Origin of the sequence: Micromonospora sp. NPDC049366 (assembly GCF_044466625.1) — a bacterium.
Lineage (GTDB): Bacteria > Actinomycetota > Actinomycetes > Mycobacteriales > Micromonosporaceae > Micromonospora.
Genome location: NZ_JBITMV010000021.1, coordinates 73,437 through 97,317 on the forward strand (window position 1 = coordinate 73,437; position 23,881 = coordinate 97,317).

Annotated in this window: 18 protein-coding genes, 1 tRNA gene and 2 pseudogenes; 10 read left to right on the forward strand and 11 right to left on the reverse strand. The window is 70.4% G+C overall.

All coding sequences use genetic code 11. The annotated features are described in order from the left end of the window. Positions 1–59 precede the first annotated feature (59 nt). From ACIBTV_RS26455 to ACIBTV_RS26480, 6 genes and pseudogenes are all read right to left on the reverse strand, one after another. A complete protein-coding gene (locus ACIBTV_RS26455; protein ID WP_396709151.1) occupies positions 60–383 on the reverse strand; it encodes a hypothetical protein in 324 nt (107 codons plus the stop codon). A gap of 188 nt (positions 384–571) precedes the next feature. After that, positions 572–647 (reverse strand) — tRNA-Arg (locus ACIBTV_RS26460). A 199-nt stretch (positions 648–846) separates the two neighbouring features. Further along, on the reverse strand, positions 847–1,233 hold the full coding sequence (locus ACIBTV_RS26465) for a transposase (protein WP_396709193.1): 387 nt from the start codon (positions 1,231–1,233) through the stop codon (positions 847–849). A 148-nt stretch (positions 1,234–1,381) separates the two neighbouring features. Then, a pseudogene (locus ACIBTV_RS26470) lies at positions 1,382–1,801 on the reverse strand (IS110 family transposase); the annotation flags it as partial. Positions 1,802–2,157: 356 nt separating this feature from the next. Next, on the reverse strand, positions 2,158–3,309 hold the full coding sequence (locus ACIBTV_RS26475; protein ID WP_396709152.1) for a hypothetical protein: 1,152 nt from the start codon (positions 3,307–3,309) through the stop codon (positions 2,158–2,160). A 6-nt stretch (positions 3,310–3,315) separates the two neighbouring features. Next, a complete protein-coding gene (locus ACIBTV_RS26480) occupies positions 3,316–3,627 on the reverse strand; it encodes a hypothetical protein (RefSeq protein ID WP_396709154.1) in 312 nt (103 codons plus the stop codon). Positions 3,628–4,052: 425 nt separating this feature from the next. On the opposite strand from ACIBTV_RS26480, the gene ACIBTV_RS26485 reads away from it, so the two are divergent. The 7 genes and pseudogenes from ACIBTV_RS26485 to ACIBTV_RS26515 all read left to right on the forward strand — a co-directional run bounded on the left by ACIBTV_RS26485 (position 4,053) and on the right by ACIBTV_RS26515 (position 15,897). Further along, the gene (locus ACIBTV_RS26485) at positions 4,053–5,621 is read left to right on the forward strand and encodes a TIGR02677 family protein (RefSeq protein ID WP_396709156.1); all 1,569 of its coding nucleotides are present in this window, start codon (positions 4,053–4,055) and stop codon (positions 5,619–5,621) included. Beyond that, positions 5,618–7,009, forward strand: a complete 1,392-nt coding sequence (locus tag ACIBTV_RS26490) for a DUF2398 family protein (RefSeq protein WP_396709158.1) — start codon at positions 5,618–5,620, stop codon at positions 7,007–7,009. The genes ACIBTV_RS26485 and ACIBTV_RS26490 overlap by 4 nt, the downstream gene beginning before the upstream one ends. A 12-nt stretch (positions 7,010–7,021) precedes the next feature. Beyond that, on the forward strand, positions 7,022–11,146 hold the full coding sequence (locus ACIBTV_RS26495) for a TIGR02680 family protein (protein WP_396709160.1): 4,125 nt from the start codon (positions 7,022–7,024) through the stop codon (positions 11,144–11,146). Further along, on the forward strand, positions 11,143–12,429 hold the full coding sequence (locus ACIBTV_RS26500; protein WP_396709162.1) for a TIGR02679 family protein: 1,287 nt from the start codon (positions 11,143–11,145) through the stop codon (positions 12,427–12,429). Before ACIBTV_RS26495 ends, ACIBTV_RS26500 begins: the two co-directional genes overlap by 4 nt. 256 nt (positions 12,430–12,685) lie before the next feature. Beyond that, on the forward strand, positions 12,686–13,252 hold the full coding sequence (locus tag ACIBTV_RS26505; RefSeq protein WP_396709163.1) for a hypothetical protein: 567 nt from the start codon (positions 12,686–12,688) through the stop codon (positions 13,250–13,252). 3 nt (positions 13,253–13,255) lie between these two features. Beyond that, positions 13,256–13,902, forward strand: a pseudogene (locus ACIBTV_RS26510) (nucleotidyl transferase AbiEii/AbiGii toxin family protein). Positions 13,903–14,424: 522 nt separating this feature from the next. Beyond that, entirely contained in the window at positions 14,425–15,897 is a 1,473-nt protein-coding gene (locus ACIBTV_RS26515) for an MFS transporter (protein WP_396709165.1), read from the forward strand. Positions 15,898–16,290: 393 nt separating this feature from the next. On the opposite strand, the gene ACIBTV_RS26520 is transcribed toward ACIBTV_RS26515, so the two are convergent. Next, a complete protein-coding gene (locus ACIBTV_RS26520) occupies positions 16,291–16,653 on the reverse strand; it encodes a winged helix-turn-helix transcriptional regulator (RefSeq protein WP_396709166.1) in 363 nt (120 codons plus the stop codon). 109 nt (positions 16,654–16,762) lie between these two features. Between ACIBTV_RS26520 and ACIBTV_RS26525 the strand changes: the two genes are divergently transcribed. The 3 genes from ACIBTV_RS26525 to ACIBTV_RS26535 are packed head-to-tail and all read left to right on the forward strand — an operon-like array spanning position 16,763 to position 19,192. Next, positions 16,763–17,614 (forward strand): LLM class flavin-dependent oxidoreductase, encoded by an 852-nt coding sequence (locus ACIBTV_RS26525; protein WP_396709168.1) that lies wholly within the window; start codon positions 16,763–16,765, stop codon positions 17,612–17,614. Beyond that, entirely contained in the window at positions 17,611–18,927 is a 1,317-nt protein-coding gene (locus ACIBTV_RS26530) for an FAD-binding oxidoreductase (RefSeq protein ID WP_396709169.1), read from the forward strand. Before ACIBTV_RS26525 ends, ACIBTV_RS26530 begins: the two co-directional genes overlap by 4 nt. Next, complete coding sequence (locus ACIBTV_RS26535) at positions 18,908–19,192, forward strand: hypothetical protein (protein ID WP_396709171.1); 285 nt, start codon at positions 18,908–18,910, stop codon at positions 19,190–19,192. Before ACIBTV_RS26530 ends, ACIBTV_RS26535 begins: the two co-directional genes overlap by 20 nt. Here the strand turns inward: ACIBTV_RS26535 and ACIBTV_RS26540 are convergent. From ACIBTV_RS26540 to ACIBTV_RS26555, 4 genes are all read right to left on the reverse strand, one after another. Then, on the reverse strand, positions 19,161–20,240 hold the full coding sequence (locus ACIBTV_RS26540; protein ID WP_396709173.1) for an LLM class flavin-dependent oxidoreductase: 1,080 nt from the start codon (positions 20,238–20,240) through the stop codon (positions 19,161–19,163). The two genes, ACIBTV_RS26535 and ACIBTV_RS26540, sit on opposite strands and share 32 nt — an antisense overlap. An 87-nt stretch (positions 20,241–20,327) precedes the next feature. Continuing rightward, positions 20,328–20,492 (reverse strand): BBE domain-containing protein, encoded by a 165-nt coding sequence (locus tag ACIBTV_RS26545; protein WP_396709175.1) that lies wholly within the window; start codon positions 20,490–20,492, stop codon positions 20,328–20,330. Positions 20,493–20,523: 31 nt separating this feature from the next. Further along, positions 20,524–21,758 (reverse strand): IS3 family transposase gene (locus ACIBTV_RS26550; RefSeq protein ID WP_396709177.1). Its coding sequence is split into 2 segments (ribosomal slippage): positions 20,524–21,479 and positions 21,479–21,758, totalling 1,236 coding nucleotides; the frame shifts between segments, so codons are not numbered across the junction. Next, entirely contained in the window at positions 21,730–23,466 is a 1,737-nt protein-coding gene (locus ACIBTV_RS26555; protein ID WP_396709179.1) for an LLM class flavin-dependent oxidoreductase, read from the reverse strand. The genes ACIBTV_RS26550 and ACIBTV_RS26555 overlap by 29 nt, the downstream gene beginning before the upstream one ends. Positions 23,467–23,881: the final 415 nt, after the last annotated feature.

Sequence of the window (23,881 nt, forward strand, 5' to 3'; positions counted from 1 at the left end):
CTGAACGGGCACGCAACGGGCACGGGCCGACTGCCGACCTGGGAGCAGCGACCGCGGAATCACGTCTCCGCATCCAGCGACCTGAAGCCGGGCTGGAATCGCTCGGACGGGCCGCCGATCTCAGCCCACCACCGCCCACGGCGCACATCCATGCCGGCAACGTCCGCCAACACCCGGTCAGGATCGACCAAGCTGGCAACCGACTGCTCCAAGTCGCTTCGCAATCCAGCGACCGCCTCTTCCAGGGCGCCCGGCTCGCTCGGCCAGTCGATGTCGGCAGCCCGCAGCCGCCGCTCGGCAGCCTCGAACACAGCCTCCGAGTCATCGACTGTGATCTCAAAACGGCAGTACAGCTGCACGACGATCGACTTCGCCTCTTCCATGCGCAGAAGGGTCCCACACGGTGTGCGCACGCGCGCTAGTTGGATCTTGGCGGTCCACCCTCTGTAGCGGCGGATCTCCTCGTCGGGAAGTCGTAGACCGTCGCTTCAACCTGCCGGTGCGGTCGGCCGGGTTGGGCGACGCGATGCCCCGGAGAGCGGATCAGTGATCGGTGATCGTGACTGTGATTTGGTGCCCCCGGCAGGATTCGAACCTGCGACACACGGTTTAGGAAACCGATGCTCTATCCCCTGAGCTACGAGGGCGCGAGCGCCTAGTCTAGCGACCTGGGGGTTCACCTGGGGTGGCAGGGAGTGGCCCACGTTCACCTACGTTCCCCGGACCGCCGTTCGCCCAGCCCAGGACCACACCCGGAGCACACGAGCCCCGGTTTGCGACCGAGGTGGGCCACAGTGACCCGCATTGGCAGCGGTTGACCCCCGTTGGCATCCGCTGGAGGAGTCTCTACGCGAGTTCGCGCAGCGCCACCTCTGCCGATCTTGGTTGTTTGGGCTGGTAGGGGGTCTTGTCGTGAAACTGGACATACTGAACACCCGGCGTAGACCGGTGGTAGCGGTGCGGCCGAACCTGGTGACCCTGCCTGCGGCCGGAGTCGCGGGAGATCGGCGCGAGCCCGGCGTGCGCGGCGAGCGCCGCAGCGCTCGGGTAGGTGGTAAGGGTGCCGGCGTGGGCGAGGAACTCGGCGGCGAGGGTGGTGCCGATTCCGGGCAAACTGGTGACGATCTCTCCCAACGCGTGCTCGGCGACGATGCCTGCGACGGTTTCCTCGATGGCGGTGCTTGGCGGCCCGCATGCCGTGCTGGCGTAGGTAGGCCAGGATGCGGGCTTCACCGGCGCGGCGCAGTCCGGCGGGTGTCTGCCACTGGGCGAGGAGCCGCAGCGCGCCCTTGCTGCGCAGGTTCAGCGTCTTCTCCAGCGCGGGGCTGATCATGGCCAGCAGGTCCTGGATGCGGGCAGTGAGACGGACCCGGTCGGCGACCAGGTCGAGACGGCGGGAGACGAGCAGCTTCAACTGCTGCTGCACCCCGTCCGCGAGGGTGAGGGTCGGTAGATCGCCGCGCATGCGCAGGGTCTGGGCGATGACGTAGGCGTCGTGGGCGTCGGTCTTGCGTTCGCCGTGGAACGCCTCCGCCATCCGCGAGGTGACCGTGCCGCTGACGTAGCGCACGTCCGCACCCCGGTCAAACAGGACCGCCAACAGCAGCGAGGCGGGCCCGCCTCGCAGGTCGACGGCCCAGCGGATCGGCTTGCGGCGTTTGCCGAGCCGCCCGGCGATGCTGGAGACCGCGTGCTGGTCGTTGGGGATCTTCTCGGACAGGACCACGGTGCCGTCGTCGTCAATGACGCACACGTGGTGGTGGGTCTTGCCGACGTCGACGCCGGCCCACAGGCTGCCCATCGGGCATCATCCTTTTCGCTCGTGCTGGCCAAGGGGCTTGGACCCGCCGCGGTTCAGTGGCCACAACTTCGGAAAGGGCGATCGGTCGCAAGTCTCCATCCAGTGCTGATACAGCGGTCATCAGCGAGGGCCGGGGCGTCCTACTCCTAGCTGGCCATGACATCGGCAGCACACACCCAGACAGTCACCCGACCCGCCGGGTCCACACGGCAGACGACACAGTTCGATGTCCGGTTGCGGGGCTCGGCGGACACCCGGAGCCCATGCCGCCGCCATCAGGGGCGTCACGCCGGAACCCCGAGCGGTTCACGATCTTGCGCGCCTCGGTGATGGTCGCCGGGCGGCGAACCATGCCGTCAGGTGTCGAGGCCTGCGAGGTTGAGGCGTTCGAGCAGGCTGGGCTTGCGGGCGTGCACCGCCCGCAACTCGGCCAACCGGTCTCGGAACGATGAGCTGTCCCCGTCGCGTTCGCCAAGGTCGCGCAGATCGACGAGGAGTTGTACAGCGGTGTCGTACTCGCGGGGTTTCTTCGTGGCGATGAGTTCGTCGACCCGCTGCCATGCGGCGGGTTGGTCGCTCGCGAGGGTGTCGAGGTGCCGTTGCCGGGCTGCTGCGGCGGACCGTTCCCTGCGAACCCGGTCGCGTTCGCGCCGCTCGGCGTCGAGGCGCTCCCGTTCGGCGCGCAGGTCGGCGGCGGTGGCGAGTAGCTCCCCGGCCGTGCGGGCGGCCGTCGGGGTGGACGCGTCGGTGGGATGCGCGTCGCGGTAGCGGCGCAGCAGTCGGTTGCGCAGGTGGCTGTCGCCGCCGGTGATCAGGTCGGCCAGGATGGCGTCCTTGTCCCGTACGGGCAGTCCGACGACCCAGGTGCGTAGTTGCGCGGCGGTCGGTTCACCGGAGCCGGCCGGCGACGACCCGGCCGCCGCAGCTGCGATCAGATCGGGGTCGATGCGCAGAAACTCGGCAACGGCGGTGAGGGACGCGTCGAGGCTGCCCAGTCCGTCCGGGGCGGGCGGTTCAGGCTCGTCGTCGGCGATCTCGGCGGACTGTACGCAGCGCAGCCAGGCCAGGTAGAGCAGGCGCAGGTCACCGGCGGCGAGGCCGGCCCGGACCGGGATGATCGAGGCGAGCAGGCCGTGGCCGTCGAGGTCCCACTCGTCGGTGCCGTCCTCGTCCTCGTCGTACAGGTCGATGATGACGTGCGTGCCGGCGGTCCAGGCGGATGCGCTGTCACCCTGGCAGTACCGGGCGACGGTGGCGGGGTCGAGCACGTTCTTCGGTAACCGCAGCATGAGCTGGCGGGTGCCCCAGTTCGCCAGGTACAGGTGCGCGTCGAAGTACCGTTCCATGAGCGTTCGCGGGTCGCCCTTGAAGTTGCCCCACTCGTAGGTGTTGACGAAGCTGGTGGCGGTGATGTCGGCCCGGGTGGACAGCGACCGCAGCTCGGCCCGCTCCCGGCCGGTGAGGGGCCGGTCGACGGCGGTGAACTCGTAGTACTGGTACTCACTCACGAGGGCCTACCTTCCGACCCAGTGCCGATAGGCGTCGACCCACGCGGCGCCGTCCGGTGCCGGGGTGGGCATCGGCAGGTCGAGCAGGTCGATCCTCTGCCGGTGGCGACCTCGGGCGCAGACCGCGACGATGCTGTCCGCGGTCAGGTCGATCTTCCGCACGGTGACCTCGACGCCGAGGACGGTGGTGGTGAACGGCACCGCCAGATGCTCCTCGATCATGGTGAACAGGCCGGTGCGTTCGTCCTCGTAACCGTCCGTGTCGACCGTGGCTTCCTCGATCATCGCCTGCAGCGCGGCGGTGCCCTTCGATGCCATCGGCGGAGGATACCGGACCGGGTGTCGGGGTGTCCGGAGCCTGATGCGCGAGGATCGTCGGCATGGGTTCGGTGGCCGAGTTCGTCGATCTTCGGCGGGAGGTGGAGCGGTTACGGGCGGAGAACGCCCGACTGGGACGTCTGCTGGAGTTGCGCGGCCAGGACACGACTGCGGCGCCGGAGCAGTTGTCGGCGCCGGTTGAGCCGCCGGGGCTGGTCACCATGGCTTCGTCGACTCGGGACAAGCTGGCGTTGTTCGCCGACCGGTTCCGGGCCCACGTGTACGCCGTGCGGCGCGAGAACAGGCCCACTTGGAGCGCAAAAAGGTACAGCCGGCCAGCTCGCATACATGGCCAGCCTGTTCTCACCGCCCTTCGAGACCGGGTGGGTAGGGTGGGTAGCCGTTCGCGTCCCGTGAGGAGAACGATGACCGCGCAGCCATCCAGGCCCACGTTCGGCCTCGACGACTTCGGGCTGGACGACCGGATGCGGCTGTTCGGTTACGTGACGGCGGAGAACCGGTTCGCCTATCTGTGGCTGCTGCGGGCGTTCGACTCGGCACGGTCCAGCTACCACGTGGTGCTGCACACCTCCGACGTGGCCGCCGCGCTGGCGACGCTGCACGAGGCGGACGCCGACTGCCCGGATCCGGCCGGGCTGGAGTTGCCGCGGCTGCTCGACGCCCTGGTGGAGTGGGGGGTGCTCGACCGGGGACAGGACGGTTCCCGGGCCACGACGCTGGCGGAATACCGCAACCGGCACTCGGTGTACCAGTTCACCGAGGCGGGCTACCGGGCGCACCGGGCGGTGGAGGCGGTGCTGTCGGCGAGCATGGACGACTCGACGCTGTCCCGGCTGGTCTTCGCCGACCTGCTGGCGGACCTGAACGCGCTCGCCGCGGCCAACGAGGCCGGGGACGCGGAAGAGGTCTACCGAAAGTTCAACCGATTGGACCGGGCGTTGGCCGACATCGCCGAGCGGGCCGCCCGCTTCTACCACATGCTGGGCGACCTGGGGCGGACCAACGACGTGCGGCCGGAGGTGTTCCTCGCGCACAAGGACGCGCTGCTGGCTCATCTGCGGGACTTCCACGACGAGTTGCAGCGGTACACGCCCCGGCTGCGCGCGGCGGTGCACGAGGTGGAGGCGACCGGTCTGGAGCGGCTGATCGAGGCGGCCGCCGAGGCCGACGAGCGGCTGTTCCACACCCCGGTGCAGCGCCTGGAGGACTGGCGGCGGCGCTGGGCGGGGCTGCGGTCCTGGTTGGCGCCGCCGGGCCCGGAGCAGCCCAGCGAGGTGGACCGATTGTCGGACGCCACCATCGCCGCGATCGGTGACGTTCTGGCTCTGCTGCGCCGGGTCACCGAGGCGCGACGCGGCGGGGTCAGCCGGGAGTCGCAGTTGCGGCACCTGGCTGCGTGGTTCACCCACACCGGCACCCAGGAGGCCGCGCACGCCCTGTTCGACGTCGTGTTCGGCCTCGGCGCTCCGCGCCACGCCGGGGTGGCGCACCCGGATCCGGAGGCGATCGCCGGCCGGTTGTCGTGGTGGGAGGCGCCGGCGGTGGAGCTGTCCCGCACCCTGGTGACCACCGGCCGGGCACCGGGGCAGGGTCGGGGACGGCCGGCCCGGCTGGACCGGGTCGACGACCGGCGGCACCGGCTGCGCGGCGACCAGCTCGCCCGAGAGCGCCGGTTGGCCGACGCGGCGACGGCGCTGGCCGCCGAGGGCGTGGACGGTCACCAGTTGGACGGATCGCAGACCCAGGTCCTGCTGCGCCTGCTCGACATCGCACTGGCGGCCCGGGTGGGTGGCCGAACGGGGGTGCCGCTGGCAGCCGCCGCGCACGGCGTGCGGCTGACCCTCACCCCGACGCCGGGCCGGTTCACCACGGTGCGCACCGCCGAGGGCCAGTTGCATCTGGACGGGTACACGCTGACGGTCACCGCTGCCCAGCACACCGCGGTCCGCCGTCCCGAGCTGGTGCCGGCGTGACCGCGGAACCGAGCGCGCTCCGGCCGGCGGTCCACCGGTTCGCCGTCGATGTCCCGGAGCTGGAGTTGGCGGACTACCAGCGGGCGGTTCGGCTGATTCTGCGCCACCCGCTGATCACGGCGACCTGGCCCGACGAGCGGGCGCTGCCCCGGCTACGACGGTTCGCCGCCACCCTGCGTCGGGATCTCGCCGAGGCGTTCGGATACCGCCTGGAGCTGCACGGTTCCACGGCCCGGCTGGTACGGGCGAAGGACCAGCTCGACGGCACCCAACCGGCGGTGTCGCGCACCGGGCGACCGTTCGACCGGCAGCGCTACGCGTACCTGTCGTTGTGCCTGGCGGTGCTGGGCCGCGCCGGGATCCAGATCACCCTCAGCGAGTTGGCCGACTCGGTGGCCGGCGACGCGAACCGGATCACCGGCCTCGGGCTGGATCCGGACCACGGCCCGGACCGACGGGCGTTCGTGGACGCGGTCGGCTGGCTGGAGGAGCGGGGCGTGCTGCGGCTGGCCGACGGCTCCAGCGCCGCCTGGGCCAGTGACCCCGGGGCGGGTGAGGCGTTGTACGACGTGGCGCGGGACGTGGTGTTCGCGCTGTTCCGGCCGCCCCGGGTGCTGCAGCACATCGACTCGGTGTCGGCGATGCTCGATCGGGCGATGAGCAGCAGCGGCAACGCCGAGCGCCGGCAGGCGGCCCAGGCGGCCCGGCGGGCGGTGGTGGAATTACCGGTCGTCTACCACACCGACGTCGACCCGGCGGTCGCCAACCATCTGCGCGGCTCCGCGCTCGCCACCGACCTGGCCCGGCTGACCGGTCTGCGGGTGGAGCGGCGGGCCGAGGGCGTGCTGCTGGTGGACACCGCCGGGTTCACCGCGGAGCGGTTCCCGGGCACCGGCTCGGTGGCGCAGGCCGCGGTGCTGCTGGCGGTGGAGATGGCCGACCGGGTGGCGGACCCCGACGGCCGCCGGGTCAAGCGGCTGACCCCGCCCGACGGGCGGGCCCGGCAGCAGGCGTTGGCGGGCCACATCGACACCGGCCTGCCCACGGCCACCCTGATACGCCTCGACGACGCCGGCTCGGACGAGCACTGGACTGTCGAAGGCGAGAGCGGCCTCGACGAGACCGACAGCGCCGGCCGGTTGCCGTTCATCACCGACAGCTTCCTGCGTACCGCCGTCGGAGAGATCCTGCAGCGGTACGGGACCGCGTTCGGCGCCCAGTGGCACGCCGACCCGGAGCGCCTGCGCGCCGAGGCGGTCGCGCTGCTGGAGCGGTTCGGTGCGGTCACCGCCGTGCCGGGCGGGGTGCTCGTCCGGCCGCTGGTGGGCCGCTACCGCCACACCGTCGCCACGGTCAAGCCCCGCGCCTCCACCGAAACCCTGTTCTGAGGGAAGTCGATCGTGATCGAGCAACGCGCCGTCCACCGGTTCGCCCCCACCCGCGCCGGGATCATCAACCTGTGGGACTACCGGGACGAGGAGTTCAGCTTCGTCGACGGGTGGCTGGTGCTGCGCGGGCCCAACGGCTCCGGCAAGACCAAGGCGCTGGAGGTGCTGTTCCCGTTCGTCCTCGACGGGCGGATCGAACCGCGCCGGCTCAACCCGTTCGCCAGCGAGGACCGGACGATGAAGTCGAACCTGCTCTACCGGGGGCAGGAGGTCACCCACGCGTACGTGTGGATGGAGTTCGGCGACGGCGAGCAGTACGTGACCGTCGGCATCGGGTTGCGGGCACACCGGCACGTCGACCGGGTCACCCGCTGGCACTTCGTGTTCGACGGCCGGGTCGGGGTGGACTTCTCCCTGCTGGACGCCGACGACCGGCCACTGACCCGCCGCGACCTGATCGACCGGCTGGGCGCCGAGGCGGTGCGGGACTCGGCCGAGGACTACCGGCAGCTCGTCGACAACAGGCTGTTCGGCCTCGGCCCGGCCCGCTACGAGCAACTGCTGGACCTGGTGCTGACCCTGCGCAAGCCGCAACTGGCCAAGGACCTCAACCCGGTCGAGCTGTCCCGCACGCTGCAACGGGGGCTGCGCCCGGTCGAGGACCACCTGCTGGTGGAGGCCGCCCGCTCCTTCGACGACATGGAGGCGGTCGCCCGTACCCTCGAAGGGCTGGTGGCGGCGGACGGCGCCACCGCCGCGTTCCTGACGGTCTACTCCACCTATCTGCGGACCCACGCGCGGGCCGCCGCCGACGCCCTGACCGCCCGCCGCGACGCGGTCACCAGCCGGTCGACCGCACTCGGCGACGCCCGACACGCGGCCGGCGCGGCGGCCGAGGCGGAGTCCGCGGCGGGTCAGCGGCTACGGGCCGTCGAGGGCGAGCCCGGACGGCTCCGCGCCCACCTGGACAGTCTGAAGGCCTCGGCGGCATACCAGTCCCACGAGCAGCTCGCCGACCTGCAGCGGCACGTGCACGACCTGGCCGAGGCGGCCGGACGGGCCGACGAGGCCGTCGTCGCCGAGGAGAGTGCGGTGGCGCGACGGCGTACCGAATCAGAACGGGCGACGGTCGCGGCCCGGGACACGCGGACGGCGGCCGACCGGCTCGCCGACGATCTCCTGCTAGACGCCGAGGCAGCCGGGATCACCTGGAACGCCGACGACTCCGCCCTCGACGACCTGGCGGCCCGGATCACCGCGCGGGCCGCCGGCCGCCGCGACGACGTGCGCGCCGTCCGCGCGCAGGTGGCGCGGCATGACCAGGCCGACCGGGACCACGCCCGGGCCGCCGCCGACGCGGCCGGCGCCACCGCCGCCGTCGCCGACGCCGAGCAGGCCGAGCGGCGCGCCGAGGACGCCGTCACGCAGGCCCGCGCCCGGCTGCGCGCCCAGCTCGAGCAGTGGGCGCAGGGCATTGCCGGGCTGCTGGCTGACATCGCGGGCCCGGACCTGGCCGCCGGGCTGAGCGCCGCCGTGGACACCATCGGCGAGCCGGGCGCGCGGATCCTGCGCGAGGTGTACGCCGACGCCACCGCCATCGCGGTGACCCACCGGCGGGATCGACTCGCGGCGTTGGCGGCGCAGCGGGCGGCGCTGGCCGACCGGCGGGCGGAGGTGGCCGCCGAGCGGGACCGGATCGCCGCCGAGCACGACGACGCCCCACCCGCTCCGGTGACCCGGCCGGCGACGCGCGCCGGCCGGCCCGGCGCGCCGCTGTGGCGACTGGTCCGTTTCGCCGACGGGGTGAGCGGCGCGGACGCGGCGGCCGTCGAGGCGGCGCTGCACGCGGCCGGGCTGCTGGACGCCTGGCTGCACCCCGACCCCGGGACGACGGCGAGCGCGCTGGCCGGCGACGACCTCGACGGCTACCTGCTGCCGCTGCCGCCGCACCGGCGACCCACCGGGGCCACCCTCGCCGACGTGCTGGCCCCCGAGGAACAGGACGACGTGCCCGCCGCGCGGATCACCGAGGTGCTCACCTCGGTGGCGCTTGCCGACGTGACCACGCCCGACGCCGCGCCGGTCATCGGCGTGGACGGCCGGTACGCCCAGGGCATCGCTGCCGGTCGGTTCGCCAAGGCCTCCTGTGAGTACATCGGCGCGACCGCCCGGGCCACCCGCCGCGCCGCCCGGGTCACCGAGTGCGACCGGCTGCTGACCGTCATCGACGCCGACCTCGACGCGGTGGACCGCGACCGCGCGTCCGTCGAGGCGCTGCTGGCGGCGGTGGACGCGGCCGCCGCGCACCTGCCGGCACCCGCACCGGTCCACACCGCGCTGCGCGAACTGGACCGGGCCGCCGCGACGCTGCGCGCCCGGCAGGAAGCCAGCGCGGCCGCCGCCGCCCGCCTCGACCAGTCCCTGGCCGAACGGGCCGCCGCCGCGGCCGCGCTGCGGCGGAGCGCGGCGGAGCGGTCGCTGCCGGTCGACCGGCTTGACGACACCGCCGAAGCGGTGAGCCGCTTCGAGAAACGAGGGGTACGCCTGGAGGGCGCGCGGACCGCCGCCACGCATGCCGCCGAGCAGGAGGACCAGGCTCGCCAGCGACACGACGAGGCAGTCGACCGGTTCACCGCCGCGGCAGAGACCGCACGCACCGCCCGCGCGCGGCACCAGGAGAAGGCGGAAGCGTACCGGACGCTGCGCGACAGCGTGGGCGCCGACGCGGAACGGGTGCTGGCCGACGTGGCCCGGACCGCCGATGCGATCATCGAGGCGGAGCAGGCCGTCGAGCAGGCCCGTAGCTCACTCGGCGCCGCCCGGGAACGGCGGGTAGCCGCGCTGACCCGGGTGGAGCTGGGCGAGCAGGCGCTCATTGCCGCCGTCGCCGAGGCGCAGCACGACGCCCAGCGGCTGCGCCCGTACGCCCAGCCGGACCTGCTGGGCCTGCTGCGCTGCCCCACCGACCTGCGCTGGCCGGCGCAGATGTCGGACGACGACCTGCATCCGCAGGTGGCGGCGCTGCACGAGGCGATCCTCGCCGCCACCCGGGAGCTGAGCCCCACCGAGACGTCACTCAAGCAGAGCGCCACCCGGCTCACCACCGCGCTGACCGAACTGCAGGCTCAACTACCCGCCGCCGGCCTCGACCACCGGCCCGAGTGGGACACCGACGACGGGGTGATCGTGGTCCGGGTCGCCGACGAGCAGGGCCTCACCCCCGTCGCCCACTTCGCCGACCGGATCGCCCGTGAACGTCGCGACCAGGAGCAACTGCTGACCGACTCCGAGCAGCGGGTGCTGGAGGACGCCCTGCTCGGGCAACTCGCCCGACAGATCCACCACCGGACCATTGAGGCCCGCGACCTGGTGGCGGCCATGGACAGCCAGATGCGCGCCCGGCGGATGTCCTCCGGGCTCACCGTCGGCGTCGGCTGGCGGCTCGCCGACGACCTCGACGCCGAGCAACGCGACGTCTGCAAGCTCCTCGAACGCGACCCGGCCCGGCTCGGGCCGGCCCAGCTCACCACCATGCGCCGGCACTTCGCCGCCCGGATCAAGACGGCGCGGGCCGCCGCGCCCGAACGGCCCTACCGGGAACTGCTCGGCGACGTCCTCGACTACCGGCAGTGGCGGACGTTCGCGTTCACCCTCCACCGCCCCGGCGGCGGCACGGAGGCACTGACCCGGGCCCGACACAGCCAGCTCTCCGGCGGCGAACAGTCGGTCTCCCTACACCTGCCGCTGTTCGCCGCCGCCAACGCGCTCTTCGGCTCGGCCCGACCCGACGCACCCCGGCTGCTCGGCCTCGACGAGGCGTTCGCCGGCGTGGACGACACCGGCCGGGGTGAGCTGATGGCCCTGGCGAAACAGTTCGACCTGGACCTGTTCATGACCGGCTACGACCTCTGGGCCACCCACCCGGCGGTCAGCGGCGCCGCCCACTACGACCTGTCCCACTCCGCCGTGGAACACGCCGTGTCCACCGTGCTGCTGGTCTGGGACGGCTCGACCAACATCGCCGACTTCGACGGAACCCTGGCCCGCGCGCTCGGCTCCCCGGAGACCCGCCGCGCCCCCGGTAATCAAGCCGGAACCGACCGGACCGGTGTCCTGCTCGACCTCACAGACGAATGACAGACGGGCACGGCGAACGGTCGTCGGATCGGGCCGCCGCACACCCGTCGCTGGTGCCGGCCGGGCGGGACCTGCCGGGCGGCCCGGTAGATCTCGTCGAGCAGCCCGGCTGGCGGCGATTGCTGGCGGCCGCCCGGCGCAGCCTGGAACGCAGCGGTGGCCGGCTCGACACCACCGTGACGCTTTCCATCCCCACCGACGACGAACGTCTCGTGATCATCGGCATCACCGGCACCCACCGCTCGGCCGCAGCGGCCCGCCTCAGCATCCGACTCGGTGAGGTGGACGAGCACCTGCGCGGCGCGCACGGAGTCGGCCTGGTCGAGGTGCTCACCATGACGGCGCCGCTGCGCAACCGGCCGTCCGACCGGACGCGCGAGGCGGTGGCCCGCGATGCCGTCCTCGCTGCGGCCCACGAGGGCCGACACGCCGGCACCGCCTGGTACGCCGAGTGGCTCGACGGGCTGCGCCGCGACGGCACCCTGACCCGCATCGTCCGCACCGGACTGCCGTTCGAGGACGTGGTCCGCGTCCTGGATGCGCTGCCCGCGGCCGACGAACCAATTCCGGTCTTCGCCGACCGGGTGCTGGACGACACGAAGGCCCTCACCGACGGGCCGCTGCGCGGGCTCGTCCTCCGTGCCGTCGCCATCTGGCAGCAGACGGCGCTCCCGGTCGACGGCGAGCGGGAACGGGCGTTGTGGGAATCGGTTGGTCTGGTCCCGGACGACCTCGCCAGCCAGGTGCTGGTGCTCAACGCACCGGCCACCGGCGGGCTGGTCGGAAGGTGGCTGACGGAAGCCGCGCAGGCAGGTGTTCCGATGCGGGTCACCCTGCACCAACTGCGCCTGGCACCGCTCACCCTGAACTGCGACGAGGTATACGTCTGCGAAAACCCCGCCGTGCTGCGCGCCGCCACCACCACGCTCGGTGCCCAGGCCCCACCGCTGATCTGCACCGAAGGAGTGCCGTCGGTCGCCGTCCACACACTGCTCGACGCCGCTCACGGAGCGGCGATCCGGTGGCGCAACGACTTCGACTGGACCGGCGTACGACTGACCGCGGCAGCTCTCCAGCGGTATCCGGGCGCGGTGCCGTGGCGGATGACCGCCGCTGACTACCTGCCGAGGGCGGGCACCGGCACGGCACTGATCGGTACGCCCACCCGGACGCCGTGGGACGAGTCGCTGGGCGAGTCGATGCGGCGGACCGGCCGCGCGGTGATGGAGGAGCGGCTGCTCGACCTGCTGATCGCCGACCTGCGCGTGACCGGAGCCGGGTAACGGCTGGCAGGAGTTGACCAACCTGCTGGATGCCGTAGGTCGAACGCCGCAGGCCCGCGTATCGAACACGGGTGTCGCCGCAGATCGAAAGAGCGCCTCCTCGCAGATCGAACGTGCGCTGGTTGAGTTGACCGGTCATCGACGAGGTACGACTCGCCCCGGAACTGCTGGCCATCAAGGCAGCCGTCGGTGAGGACCCGAATCCGAATGACAGCGAAGCCAAGCGTGCTTGGCCTAGCGTGGTAGGCTGACGGGAATGAGCCGGTTCTCCGAAGACGAACTGCATGCGGTTGTCGCCCGGTACGAGGCGACGCGGGCGGCTGCCTTGACCGAGCGGGACGAGCAGTTGCGGGCGTTTCATGCGGCCGGGTGGCGGCCGGTGGATCTGCAGCGGGTCACCGGGTACAGCCGGGAGACGATCCGGCAGGCGCTCCGACCGGAGGTCCGACGGGCGACCAACATCAGCCGGCGCAGGACCTCACCCCAGCCACCGGCGGACTACCAGCCCTACGGTGACCGGAAACCCTACGTCGTGGCCGAAACCCTTGCCGCGCTGCACGGCCCGACCGGTGGGACGGTGACGCTTCCGCGCCATCTCGACTGGTCCGGGCATGCCGAGTACGACCTGAACCGGCCCGCCCGCCTGGCCAGCATGTACAAGGTGGTGCTCACCGAAGCCAGCACGGTCGAGGATCTGCACACCTGGCTCGACGCCGACCTCCTTCGGCGCCTCTGGCCCACCCTCTGGCTGCCACCCCAGCTCCGCCAGCGCTGGGAGGACGCCTTCCCCGAACTCGCCGCCACCCGCAGCAACGCGACATAAGCGGTGGACCCTTTCCACGAACGCCTCGCCCGTACCGGGCTCGCGGCGGCCTCTCGATACGGTTTCGCGCTGGCCGGCGGTTATGCGGTCCAGGCCGCCGGGCTCGTCGAGCGGCCCAGCGAGGACGTCGACCTGTTCACCGCCTGGGACCGCCGCGACGAGTTCACCGCCGCAGTCACCGCCGTCGTCCACGCCTACCGAGACGACGGCCTCACCGTCGAAGCCGAGCGCCAGTACGACACCTTCGCCCGGCTGGCCGTCACCGCGGCGTACGGGTTTCCAAGGTCGAACTCGGCGTGGACTGGCGCGCCAACGAACCGATCCTCATGGCGATCGGACCCGTCCTCCACCCTGACGACGCGGTAGCGAACAAGATGAGCGCCCTCTACGGGCGAGCGTTCGCCCGGGACTTCATCGACATCGACGCCACCCTGCGGTCAGGCCGCTACACCCGCGAAGCCCTCCTCACCCTCGCGCAGCGCGCCGACCGCGGCTTTCACCCGCGCATCTTCGCCGACGCCCTCGGACAAGCCACCCAGCTCGATCCCGACGACTTCGCCCAGTACGGCATCACCGGCACTGCGCTGGACGATCTCCGAAGCCGATTCGCGGAGTGGCGCCGCGAACTGCTCGACGACGAGGAAGGGTGACTCGGTCCCGACTCGCGGCAACGTCAAGCCGGCACCCACAGGGCCCACAACGTTCCGGCTGATCTTCGGCAAGCGATCGCGGCGATCCCGCGAAGCGACCGGCACGCAACGGGGACGACAGGAAAGCCACAGGTCATCGGTCTGCTGACACCGGCGGAGCGCCGTCTTAGGAAACCGATGCTCTATCCCCTGAGCTACGAGGGCGCGAGGGCCCAGTCTAGCGACCTGGGGGTTCACCTGGAGTGGCAGGGAGCGGCCGGCGTTCACCCACGTCATCCGGACCCCTGTTCGCCCAGCCCAGGGAGTCTCTACGCGAGTTCGCACAGCACCACCTCTGCTGATCTTGGTGGTCGCATCAGGCCGCAGCTGAGCCGAGGTCAACATCGTGAGCTGGAGCACTAACCGAAAAGCGGAAAAAAGTAAGTTACTAAGAGGCCATTTGTCGTTGCACCGCCAGTCCCGAATCCTCTAAGGGTGCGGCCGATCCGAATCCGGCCCATGTCCTTACCTGTGAGGGGAATAATGGCAAGGTCCAAGACGATTCTCTGGATCGTCCTCGTCGCCCAGTTCATGGTCGTGCTCGATTCGACCATCGTGACGGTGGCGCTTCCGTCCATCGGATCGGGGTTGAACTTCGACAGCCAGCTCCAGCTGCAGTGGGTGATCAACGCCTACATCCTGCTGTTCGGCGGCTTCCTGCTGTTCGGTGGGCGAGCCGGTGACCTTCTGGGCCGGCAGCGCCTCCTGGTCGTCGGCCTACTGCTGTTCGGCCTGTCGTCCGCGGTCAACGGGTTCGCGCAGAACCCGGAGACGTTGATTATCGGCCGGGCGGCGCAGGGGCTCGGCGGCGCTCTGATCTCCCCTGCCGTGCTGTCGATCATCATCGTGACCTTCGGAGGGGTGAAGGAGCGGGCCAAGGCGCTCGGTGTCTTCAGCGCGGTTACCGCCTCCGGCAGCGCTGCCGGCATGCTGGCGGGCGGTGTCCTCACCGAGTGGTTCGATTGGCGGGCCATCTTCCTGGTCAACCTGCCGATCGCCGCGATCGCGATCCTCGCCGCGCTGAAGTTCATCCCGAACAGCAAGCACGCGACCGAGGGCCGGACCCGCATGGACCTGCCCGGTGCGGTCACCATCACGGCCGGATTGATGCTGCTGGTCTACGGCGTCGTGAATGCGGCCGAGTGGGGCTGGGGCTCGGGCAAGGTGTGGCTGTTCATCGGGGCTGCGGCCGCTCTGATCGTAGTGTTCCTGATCATTGAGCGCGTGTCGAAGCAGCCGCTGGTGCGGCTGGGCATCTTCAAGGTGCGTGCTCTGGCATCCGCCAACGTGGCGATGGTCCTGATGACCGGCGGCATGTTCGTCATGATGTTCTTCCCGACGCTCTACCTGGCGCAGGTCAAGGGCTACAGCCCGATCGAGGTGGGACTGGCGTACCTGCCGTGGCCAGTCGCGATGGCCGTCGCCGGCACGATGGCTCAGAAGATCATCGCCAAGGGTGGTCCCAAGCCGGCCCTGTGGATCGGCCTGCTGATCCTGGCCGCCGGCCTCTTCCACCTGGGCCTCCTCGACGCGGACAGCTCTTACGCCGGCGGAGTCCTGCCCGGCATGCTGCTGACCGCGATCGGCGCGGGATTCGCCTGGGCGGCTATGTTCCTGGTGGCCTCGGTTGGTGTGCAACCCGAGGAGAGCGGGCTGGCCTCCGGCCTGATCAACACCTCGCAGCAGCTGGGCAGCGCGATCGGCCTGGCGACGCTGAGTTCGGTCGCCGCGGCGTACACCCTGGACCTGGTCGACAGGGGCGTCGAGGCAAACGAGGCCCTGGTCAGGGGATTCGACCGCGGTTTCATGATCGGCGGAATCATCCTGCTGGCCGCAGCCGCGGTTGTCATCCTCGGCATCCGTTCGTCCGACGGCCGGCACATCGCCGAGTCGGCCCAGCCGGCCGATTCCGACCAGGTGCCGGTCATCAACCTGGAGCCCGCGCTCGGTGACTGACGGGCGGCGTGCGGCCGCGACGTGGCGGCCGCACGGTCGGGGGCGGGAGCGCAGCCGTGCGCTCCCGCCTCCGGTCGCCTACGCGGCGGTAGTCGCGGAGGCGACCGGGTGCGCTCGGGGCCGAGGATGTCGCCGGTACAGCGGCGGGCCAGGGTGTCGAAGACAGCTTGCGGCGAATGCGGGCGTTCGTGTTTCCACACGAGAACTGCCACACGAACTGGCCTGAACCAACGGTCTTTGATGCGTTCGGAAATGGTGGTGCGGCTGATGTTTGCGCCAACCTTCGACGGCCGGTACCGCCACCTCTTCAGCTCGATGGAAATCAGTGATTTGCTCGGCGAGCGGCCGCCCGGCCCCCGGGCGGTCAGGAGGCTGGGCGCGCTCTGCCCCCGACTAATCTCCGACGGGAGGCAGGGCAGGCAGGTGCTTCTCGCCCCAACGGAAGAGGGGCTGCAGGAAGTTCAGCAGCTCCGAGCCGCGAGCGGTCGGCTCGTATAGGATCTGCACCGGGGTGGTCGGCACCACAGTGCGGCTCAGCAGGCCGAGATTCTCCAGCTCCTTCAGGCGTTGCGAGAGCATTCGGTCCGAGATGCCCGGGATGGCGCGCCGGAAGTCGGTGAAACGCCCGGCGCCGCGGCTGGCCGCGACCATGATCGCGCCGGACCAGCGGCGGCCGACCGTGTCCAGCACTGACTGGACCTGCCGGCACTCAGCGGCGGTCGCCTCCGGCGGCGTGCCCTCGGGGAGCTGGGTCATGGCCCAAGTATATCAACTAATTTTTCGTGAGTAGATAACGTCGAGTTTGGAAGGGCGCGGCTCACCACGGACCGTTGGGGGCATGCCAAACACTCTCCTTCGCTTCGGGTTGAGTCTCGACCCGGATGCAGCGCGTGCCGACGACGGGGTGCGGCTAGCCTCAGCCGCCGAAGAAGCCGGCCTCGACTACCTGGCCATTCAGGATCATCCGTACCAAGCCGCTCACCTCGACAGCTGGACCTGGTTGACCCACCTGGCTGGGCAGACCAGCCGGATCGGTTTCATGACCGACGTCGCCGACATGCAACTGCGGCCCCCAGCCATGCTCGCCAAGGCAGCACTCACCTTCAACGCACTGCACCATGGCCGGCTGGCCTTGGGCGTGGGCGGCGGCGCGTTCGCGGACGGCATCGCGGCCATGGGCGGCACCCGCCGGAGTAACCCAGAAATGGTGACCTACACCGAGGAGGCCTTCCGGGTGCTGCGGCCCGCGCTGTCCGGCGACTTCGTCCGGCTGCGCGGTGCGCAGCACCTGATCGAGGGCTACCAGGCCGGTCCGGTCCCGGCAGTGCCGGTGCCGGTGTGGCTCGGCGCCCAGGGTCCCAAGATGCTTGCTGTCGCCGGCAGAACGGCGGACGGCTGGATCTCACCGCTGAACATCTACGTGACGCCGGACGAGGTGCCGGCCAAGCAGAAGATCATCGATGGCTCCGCCCGGGCAGCGGGCCGCGACCCCGCAGCGATCCGCCGCATCTACAACGTGATCGGCGTGATCGGAACGGCCCGGGGCGTACGCGGACTGTCCGGCGGTGTCGAGCAGTGGGCCGACACGCTGGCAGACTGGTCCACCCGCCTGCGTTTCGACACGTTCATCTTCTGGCCGGTCGCGGAACCACAGTCCCAGCTCGAACTGTTCGCCGGTGAGGTCATCCCGGCCGTACGGGAGCGGGTGACCCGATGACCTCGCCGACTCTTCCCACGGAATTGAACGGCAAGGTCGTCACACCGGTCGACCCGCGCTACCGGCTGGTGCGCTCCACCTACACCAGGGCGGCGCGGCCGGCGATGGTGGTGCTGCCCGAGACCACCACCGACGTGGTCGTCGCGTTGCGGTACGCCCGCGACAGCGGTCTGCCGATCGCTGTCCGCAGCGGGGGACATGGCCTGTCCGGGCGCTCCTCGAACGACGACGGCGTGGTCATCGACGTGTCGGGGCTCAATGAGGTGCGCGTGCTCGACCGCAAGACCCGGCTGGTCCGGGTCGGCGCCGGGGCACGGTGGGCCGAGGTGGCCCAGGCTCTGGCACCGGCAGGGCTGGCGATCAGCTCCGGCGACCACGGCAACGTGGGCGTCGGCGGCCTCGCCACCTCGGGCGGCGTGGGCTGGTTGGTTCGGGACTACGGCCTGACTATCGACCGCGTTCGGGCGGCCGAGGTGGTGCTCGCTGACGGCCGCGTCGTGCGCGCCGACGCCGAGCACGAGCCTGACCTGTTCTGGGCCGTGCGTGGCGCCGGCGCAGGCGTGGGCATCGTTACCGCGTTCGAGATCGAGGCCACCGAGTTGCGCGAGGTCGGCGTTGCCCAACTGGCTCTGGTGGCAGACCCGGACGGAAGCACGCTCACCCGCTGGGCCGAATGCCTGGCCAGCGCACCACGCCAGCTCACCACCGCGGCCATGCTCATCTCCGACGGGCGGCAGGCGGTCCTTTCGCTGACTGCGGTGTACGCCGGGTCGAACATCGAGCGCATGCGCAAGGCCGTCACGCCACTGCTCGAGATCGGCACACTGCTCAATCAGAGCGCGCACCGTGTCCCGTACTCGGGGTTGGTGTCGACCGCGCACCTGCACGCGAACGTCGGCCAGCAGCCGGTCAACACCACCAACGGCCTGTTGCCCACTATGACCCCGGACGTGGCCCGTGCCATCACGGCGGCCGCCACTGGACCGCGACCACCGCTGCTACAACTGCGTTCGGTCGGCGGCGCCGTCAACGACGTGGCCGCGGACGCCACCGCCTACTCCCACCGCGACTCGGACGTGCTGGTCATCGGCACGGCATTCGCACCCGGCGACCGGGCCACACTCGACCGCGTGTGGCATCCGATCGGTGCACACACCCGAGGCGCGTACGCGAACTTCGAAAGCCGTCTCGACGCAGCCGCCTTCCGGCGCTTCTACCCCGGCACCACCGGAGACCGCGTTCTGGCGCTGTGGCGTCGCTACGACCCAGACGGCGTTTTCCGCTCAGCCCTGTTTGCCGGAGAACTTCGGTAAAGAGAAGGGACAATTTGTCGTCGCTGAACGGAACGGTGCTCGGCATCACGCCGATGACCACTTCGCCGACCGGCCGGCCGGCGTGGTCACCGACGAGGAAGTCGAGCACTACCGGCGGCGCGACGACGTCGGCCGGCTCAGCATCACCGGTGCTATCGCAGCATCGCCGAACGGTCGGCCCGGCACCGACCGGCTCCCCGTCCTCGACGAGGAGCCGGAGGGCCGGGTGCTGCTCAGGCGGCGGCCGGGGTCGTGCGTCCCATGAGCTCATCGACGCTCGCGGTGCCGAGCTCGGCCTGGACGGCCGGGCGCACCACGGTGCCGTACAGCTCGATCGTCTTGAGGACCTCTCGCTGCGGCACTGCCCCGGTATCGATGTGGATGTAGGAGCGCACCTGACCCCAGCGCTCGTGCATGAAGAGGATGCGTTCGATGATCTCCTCCGGGGAGCCGACCAACAACCCGCCCTGCGCTCCGGTGTCCTGGTCGTACCGTTCGCGGGTGGGTGGCAGGAAACCGCGCTGATCGCCGACCACCTTCATGAACTGGTGCCAGTGCGGCCAGAAGGTGTCGCGGGCCTTCTTTCCGTCCTTCATCAGGAAACCGGGCGAGCCGAGCATGAGCAGGGTCTGCTGCGGCGTGTTGCCGAACTTCTCGGCAGCGCGGCGGTACAGGTCGGCGATACCCGCGTTGCGGATCGCGTTACCGCCCAGGACGCCGGTCGCCATCGGTAGACCCAGCTGGGCCGCCCGGATGACCGAGCGGGGGTTGCCCCCGACGCCGAGCCAGATCGGGATAGGGCCGTGCTCGGCGCGCGGCGGAATGTACTGCCCGTTGAGGGCGGGGCGGGTCTTACCCTGCCAGACGACCCGTTCCTGCTGGTTGACCTTCAGCAAGAGGTCCAGCTTCTCGACGAACAACTCGTCGTAGTCCTTCGGGTCGTAGCCGAAGAGCGGGAACGATTCGATCGATGATCCGCGGCCGGGGATCAGCTCGACACGCCCGTTCGAGATCGCGTCGACCGTCGAGTACTGCTCGTACACGCGGACCGGGTCATCGGTGCTGAGCACGGTCACCGCCGTGGAGAGCTTGATTCGACTGGTCTGCGCCGCGATCGCCCCCAGGATCGGCGCGGCCGCGGATCCAGGGAATTCAGGGGTGTGGTGCTCCCCGACACCGAACCAGTCCAGACCCACCTGCTCAGCAAGCACTCCGGACTCCACGATGTTGCGGATCGCCTGCGCTTCCGAGATGCGCCTGCCCGTCTCCGGGTCCCAGTTCGCATCCCCGAACGCGCCGATACCCAGCTCCACTGCCTTCTCCCAATCCTTATCGAACTCGGTGGGTGGTATGCCGCTGGACGGTCACCGGCGTGCGTGCGCGACGTTCTCCCGGGGGCGTCATGCCGCCTCCTCCGTCTCAGACGCCCGGTCTCCGCCGCTCATGTTGCTGACCGAGAGCTCGGCCGGAGGGATGTTGAAGTTGTCCCGGAACAGGTTGGTCGGGTCGTACTCGGCCTTGAGCCGCCGTAGCCGCTGCAGTACCGGCGTTGGGAAGGCGTCCAAGTGTCAAGCCCCGGGTTTGATGGAGAGTTGGTTAGCTGGTTTTCAGGGGTGCGGTGACCGGGTGGGTCATCGCGTGTAGTGCTTCGTGTTCGGTGGGTGGAACGTGTCCGAGCTCGCCGTGTAGGCGCCGGTTGTTGTACCAGTCGATGTACTCGACGGTGGCCATCTCCAGGTCGTCGAGTCCGCGCCAGGGGCCTTTGTTGCGGACGAGTTCGGCCTTGTAGAGGGAGTTGAACGCCTCGGCCATCGCGTTGTCGTACGAGTCGCCCTTGGAACCGACGGAGGCGACGGCGCCGGCCTCGGCGAGGCGCTGGCTGTAGCGGATTGCTCGATATTGGGCGCCCCTGTCCGAGTGATGCACAAGTCCTTGCAGGTCAGCGCCCTGATTCTGACGGCGCCATATCGCCATTTTCAGCGCGTCGAGGGCCAGATCCGTGTAGAGGCTGGTAGCGACCTGCCAGCCGACGATCATGCGGGAGTACACGTCGAGGACGAACGCGGCGTACACCCAGCCCACAGCGGTACGCACGTAGGTCAGATCCGCGACCCACAGCTGGTTCGGGCCGACTGCGGTGAAGTCACGTTTCACCAGGTCACGAGGCCGATCGGTCTCGGCCGCCGGCCGGGTCGTCCGCGGCGACTTATCGCGCAGCAGCCCTCGCAGCCCAGCGACGCGCATCAGCCGCTCGACCGTGCACCGAGCCACCCGCACACCGCGACGGTGCAGCTCGTGCCAGATCTTGCGGGCTCCGTAGACGCCGTAGTTGGCCGCGTGGACCTGCTCGATCATCGCGGTCAGCTCCTCGTCACGCCGTGAGCGGGCGCTGGCGGGGCGGGTCTTGGCGGCGTAGTAGGTCGACGGTGCGATCTGTGCCGGCGTGCCCTCAAGCGCCCGCAGGACCGGCTGGACACCGTGTTCTTCCTGGTGAGAGTCGACGAAGGCGACCCTCATCGCGACGGACGGTCCAGCTCCGCCGCGAAGAAAGACGCCGCGGACTTCAAAATCTGGTTGGCCCGGCGCAGCTCACGCACCTCCCGTTCCAACGCGGCGAGGCGTTCCGCGTCGCTGCTGGTGGTGCCCGGCCGGTCACCGGCGTCGGTCTCAGCCTTCTTCACCCACGTCCGCAACGCCTCCGGATGAACCCCGAGCTGCCCGGCGATCCGCCGGATCGCCCCGACCGCCGACGCCGGATCCCGGCGGGCCTCGACCGCCAACCGGGTCGCACGCTCACGCAGCTCATCGTTGTACTTCTTCGGTGCCGGCATCGCGGGTGTTCCTCCCAGGTTTCGATGTCTCCATCAAACCCGGTGCGGGACACTCGGCCGTCAGGAGGTCGTCGCTGGAACTCATCGCGGTCGCCTGGAACTGCGGGGACCGGTGGCTGAACGCCATCGCGTCCGGAGACACCTCGGTGATCGCCCCGCCCATGGCGCGCAATTCGAAGAAGTAGATCAGGTCGGTGCTCAGCAGCTCGGCCGCATCGTGAGCGAACTGGCGGGTGAGCTCCGGGATGAACGCGGAGCGCGAGACCGGCTCACCGAAGCCCCGCTGGCCGTCCGGTCCGATGTCGGCAGCGTTGGCCAACACTCCCGGATATGGGGTCATCACCACCTGCTGCCGAGTGAGCTGACCCAGGTCGAGAAACGGGGTCAGCCGCGCGATGACGGTGTCCGGGTCGGGATTGTCGACCACCGCGTAGAGGGAGACGACCCACCGACCCTGCCGCGCCCGGCCGGTTACCAGGAACACGGTGGTGTCCCGCGGGGCCTCGCTGGCGATCTGCCCGTAGCGGTACAGCGATTCCTCGATGTCGGCAGAGACCAGAGTAAGCTGCGCCCAGCCGACCTGGCCGACCACGGAGGTCTCGAACTCGAACGCCGTCGCGATCCCGAAGTTGGCCCCCGCTCCGCGCACGGCCCAGAACAGGTCGGGGTTCTCCGTGTCGGAGGCGCGGACCGGCGTGCCGTCGGCCAGCACCAGTTCCACCGCCCGAAGATGGTCGACGGTGAGGCCGTGCTTGCGGGACAGCAGGCCGATGCCGCCCGCTGTCGCCAGCCCGCCGACACCAACGCCGCCGTAGTCCCCGGAGCCAAGAGCCCACCCGTGGGAGACAAGAGACTGCGCTACGCGCTTCCAGGTGCGGCCCGGCCCGATCCGTACCAGCCGACGCGACTTGTCGAGAACCTTGAGGGAGTCCATCGCCCCGACGTTGATCACCAGCCCGCCCCGGTTGGTGGAGCGGCCGCTGATGCCGTGCCCGGCACTGCGTACCCCGAACGGGATGTCCCGATGGTCGCGGGCGAACGCGATCGCGTCCGCCACCTCGGCAACCGTGCGCGGGCGCAGCACGAGCCCGGGGTTGCCACCGCGCAGGTAGGTTGAGGCGACGGCGCGGTGTTCGGGGTCGCCGGGCTCGACCGCACGGCTGGCCAGGCTTGCCGGCACCGCGTCGTAGGCGATGCCCGGCACCCGCTGCGCCAGGGACAGTGCGGACCGTTGCGGGCGCCCGGCCGGTGCCTCCGGCGCTGGGGCCGCTATCAGTGGTAAGAGGCGAGTCACGTCGCCTGCGGTGTGGACGGGCACGACGGGGATGCCGGCCCCGGCGGCGTCGCGCACCGCGTCGACATCGACATCGACATCGACATCGACATCGACATCCACGATCGTCCAGCGGGCGCCCGGCGGCAGGGTGCGCTCCGGGGCGAGCGCAGCGCGCGTCGCCACCCCCTTCTCGAACACCGCGGGAACCGCCGAGTCGACACCCGACGGGTCGAATGGCTCGTTGCGCGGCGGAACGCTCACACGGATGCGGTCGGTCGCCCCGGCGATCTGGGCCGCCACGGTCCACGCATCGGCATTCCGGCTACCAGTTACCAGAGCGACGCCGATCCCGTTCTCCTCGGCGGCCTGCGCGAGAGTGACCAGTTCGTCGGCCTCCGCGCTGTCCGCGTCCAGAAGCACCCCGATCTCCACCTGTCACCCTCTTCTGTTTGTCGTAAAAATAATTTGTTCGTCAACATATAGCGCGCGAGGGCGCGGGGTGATTCCCGACCGCCTCGGTAGCCAGCGGTCACCCGGCGCCCGGAACGACGGCCGCTCGGATCCGCATGGGTGATTCCTCTTTCTGCTGCGCGTCGCACGGACCGACAAGCTTAGATGCATATAGTTTGTTAGACAACATGTTTGTCTAACAACTCACCTTGTAGGCCAGGTCACCGCGTCGGGGGCGCTTGCCGATGTATGTTCGTCAAACCATATTCCGGACAGACATTCTGTCGGATGGCCCAACTTCATCACCGAGCCGCAATGCCCGGCAGGGGTTCGCGGCGGAAGGCGAACAGCGATGGCCAGCAAGTACGGCGACTTCTACCCGAGTAAGTGGGGCTTC

What these genes read in the sequence shown, in the direction of transcription:
- ACIBTV_RS26455 (WP_396709151.1), bottom strand. Translation starts at nt 383, where the DNA reads ATGGAAGAGGCGAAGTCGATCGTCGTGCAGCTGTACTGCCGTTTTGAG.
- ACIBTV_RS26530 (WP_396709169.1), top strand. Translation starts at nt 17,611, where the DNA reads ATGACCTCGCCGACTCTTCCCACGGAATTGAACGGCAAGGTCGTCACA.
- ACIBTV_RS26520 (WP_396709166.1), bottom strand. Translation starts at nt 16,653, where the DNA reads ATGACCCAGCTCCCCGAGGGCACGCCGCCGGAGGCGACCGCCGCTGAG.
- ACIBTV_RS26485 (WP_396709156.1), top strand. Translation starts at nt 4,053, where the DNA reads ATGACCGCGCAGCCATCCAGGCCCACGTTCGGCCTCGACGACTTCGGG.
- ACIBTV_RS26480 (WP_396709154.1), bottom strand. Translation starts at nt 3,627, where the DNA reads ATGGCATCGAAGGGCACCGCCGCGCTGCAGGCGATGATCGAGGAAGCC.
- ACIBTV_RS26515 (WP_396709165.1), top strand. Translation starts at nt 14,425, where the DNA reads ATGGCAAGGTCCAAGACGATTCTCTGGATCGTCCTCGTCGCCCAGTTC.
- ACIBTV_RS26500 (WP_396709162.1), top strand. Translation starts at nt 11,143, where the DNA reads ATGACAGACGGGCACGGCGAACGGTCGTCGGATCGGGCCGCCGCACAC.
- ACIBTV_RS26505 (WP_396709163.1), top strand. Translation starts at nt 12,686, where the DNA reads ATGAGCCGGTTCTCCGAAGACGAACTGCATGCGGTTGTCGCCCGGTAC.